This window comes from Streptomyces sp. NPDC060209, from assembly GCF_042728155.1.
Taxonomy (GTDB): domain Bacteria; phylum Actinomycetota; class Actinomycetes; order Streptomycetales; family Streptomycetaceae; genus Streptomyces.
Genome location: NZ_JBHWZS010000537.1, coordinates 1 through 2,663, shown reverse-complemented (window position 1 = coordinate 2,663; position 2,663 = coordinate 1). Strand labels below are relative to the sequence as shown.

Below are 2,663 nucleotides of genomic sequence, written 5' to 3'. Positions count from 1 at the left end.
CCGGAACCGGCGGGAACCCCTTCACATCCGACTGCCTGCAGCGGGCGGTGTCACTCGCCCGACAGCACCGCCTGCGCCGCGCGCCGCGCCTCGTCGGCGGAGTCCGCCGCACGCGCGGCGGAGGCCGCGCGCTCGCACTGTGCGAGCGTGTGCTTCGCCAGCGTCGCCCGCACGTAAGGAATGGACGCCGCACCCATCGACAGAGAGGTGACACCCAGACCGGTCAGCACGCACGCCAGCAGCGGGTCCGAAGCGGCCTCGCCACAGACACCGCAGCTCTTGCCCTCGGCCCTGGCGGCCTCGGCCGAGAGCGAGACCAGGTCGAGCAGCGCCGGCTGCCACGGGTCCTGCAGCCTCGACACGGCCCCCACCTGACGGTCGGCCGCGAAGGTGTACTGCGCCAGGTCGTTGGTACCCAGCGACAGGAACTCCACCTCCTGCAGGATCGAGCGGGCCCGGAGCGCTGCGGACGGGATCTCCACCATCGCACCGAACTTCGCCTGCAACCCCGCCTCACGGCAGGCGTCGGCGAACGCCTTCGCGTCGGCCCGGTCGGCCACCATCGGGGCCATGACCTCGAGGTACACGGGCAGACCCTCGGCCGCCCGCGCCAGGGCGGTCAGCTGCGTCCGCAGAACATCGGGGTGATCCAGCAGACTGCGCAGCCCCCGCACGCCCAGCGCGGGGTTCGGCTCGTCGGCCGGCGTCAGGAATTCCAGCGGCTTGTCGGCACCGGCGTCCAGCACCCGCACGACGACACGCCCCTCGGGGAACGCCTCCAGCACCGCGCGGTACGCCGCGATCTGCTTCTCCTCGGACGGCGCCTGCTTGCTGTCGTCCAGGAAGAGGAACTCCGTACGGAACAGCCCGACACCCTCGGCGCCGGCCTCCAGGGCCGCCGGAACATCACCGGGGCCGCCGACATTGGCGAGCAGCGGCACCTTGTGACCGTCGGAGGTCGCTCCGGGACCGGTCACGGCCGTCAGCGCCGCCTTGCGGGCCGCCGAGGCGCTCTCCATCTCGGAGCGCTTCTCCTGGCTCGGCTCGACGAAGATCTCACCGGTGCTGCCGTCCACCGCCACGACCGTGCCCTCGGCGATCTCACCGGCTCCGGGCAGAGCCACGACGGCCGGCACCCCGAGCGCCCGGGCGAGGATGGCGCTGTGGCTGGTGGGCCCGCCTTCCTCCGTGACGAAGCCGAGCACCAGCGTGGGGTCGAGCAGGGCCGTGTCCGCGGGAGCCAGGTCACGCGCGATCAGTACGTAAGGCTCGTCGCTGTCGGGCACACCCGGCATCGGAACACCGAGCAGCCGCGCCACGATCCGGTTCCTGACGTCGTCGAGGTCGGCGACGCGTCCCGCCAGGTACTCCCCGGCATTGGCCAGCAGAGCCCGGTACGCGGCGAACGCGTCGTAGACACCGCGCTCAGCGGTGCTGCCGACGGCGATACGACGATCCACATCGGCGATGAGCTCGGGGTCCTGCGCCATCATGGCCTGGGCCTCGAGCACATGCTGCGCCTCGCCCCCCGCCAGGTTGCCGCGCGCAATGAGGTCGGCCGCAACAGCTTCCACGGCCTGGCGGGCACGCCCCTGCTCGCGCTCGGCCTCTTCCGCGGGAATCTGTTTGGCCGGCGGTTCGAGAACCGCCGTACCCATGTGCCGAACTTCGCCGATCGCCACACCGTGGCTCACGCCGACGCCTCGCAGCGTTGTCTCCATTTCACCCGTCTCCGATTGTGCGGCGGCTGCACCGCCGCGGTGGATACCCAACTGGCTCGTTACTGCGCCGAGGGTGTCACTGCCAGCCGAACAGTGTCTCGCCGACCTTCACGTCGCCGTCCTCGCGGACGTCGGAAAGGGACTCGGCGGTGGCCTCCAGGGCCACGACCGGGCAGATCGCGGACTTTCCGGCCGCCTCCACGCCGGCGGGGTCCCAGCGGACGATTCCCTGACCGCGGGTCACCGTGTCCCCCTTGTTCACGAGGAGCTCGAAGCCCTCGCCGTTGAGCTGCACGGTGTCGATCCCGAGGTGCGTCAGTACTCCGTGTCCTTGGTCGTCGACGACGACAAAGGCGTGCGGGTGAAGGGAGACGACGATTCCGTCGACCGGCGAGACAGCCTCGGAAGGCTCGCGCACGGGGTCGATGGCCGTACCGGGACCCACCATCGCTCCGGAGAACACGGGGTCGGGAACCGCGGTGAGTCCGATGGCGCGGCCGGCAAGAGGGGACGTCACTGTGGTCATGGAGAGCCTCCCAGGGGTGGGGATCCGTATGTCACCGCCACGGCTGATCGGGGGCGGCGTACTGATCAGCAGCGTAAGTCATATGAAGTCCCGGTTCCGCCCGAGAGCTACCGGTTGGCCGACCTAGAGGTGCACCGGAAACGATTTGCCTCGTCTCACAGCGGCCTGTACTGTCGTACCCCTGCCTGACCCCAACACGACTTCGAGTCCGGGATCGGCAGCGACTCCCAAGCCCAGACTGTAACTCTGATTGTGCTCTCGCATGCTCGCGAGGACCCCGGTCAAAGGAACGGAAAAGGCCTGATAGAGTCGGACTCGCCGGAAAGGGAAACGCGAAAGCGAAGAACTGGAAAGCGAAACAAGCAGTAACCCGCTTCGACCGGGAATCGGACACGAAAGAGTCTGATAGAGTCGGA

The 2,663-nt window shown here is 69.3% G+C and carries 2 protein-coding genes; both read right to left on the bottom strand.

Annotated elements, in window-relative coordinates:
• Positions 1–50 precede the first annotated feature (50 nt).
• The gene (gene ptsP / locus ACFWFI_RS42325; RefSeq protein WP_387401228.1) at positions 51–1,721 is read right to left on the bottom strand and encodes a phosphoenolpyruvate--protein phosphotransferase; all 1,671 of its coding nucleotides are present in this window, start codon (positions 1,719–1,721) and stop codon (positions 51–53) included.
• 76 nt (positions 1,722–1,797) lie between these two features.
• Positions 1,798–2,247, bottom strand: a complete 450-nt coding sequence (locus tag ACFWFI_RS42320) for a PTS sugar transporter subunit IIA (protein WP_033304207.1) — start codon at positions 2,245–2,247, stop codon at positions 1,798–1,800.
• Positions 2,248–2,663: the final 416 nt, after the last annotated feature.

Coding starts and splice junctions, on each gene's coding strand:
- ptsP (WP_387401228.1), bottom strand. CDS start 1,721: ATGGAGACAACGCTGCGAGGCGTCGGCGTGAGCCACGGTGTGGCGATC.
- ACFWFI_RS42320 (WP_033304207.1), bottom strand. CDS start 2,247: ATGACCACAGTGACGTCCCCTCTTGCCGGCCGCGCCATCGGACTCACC.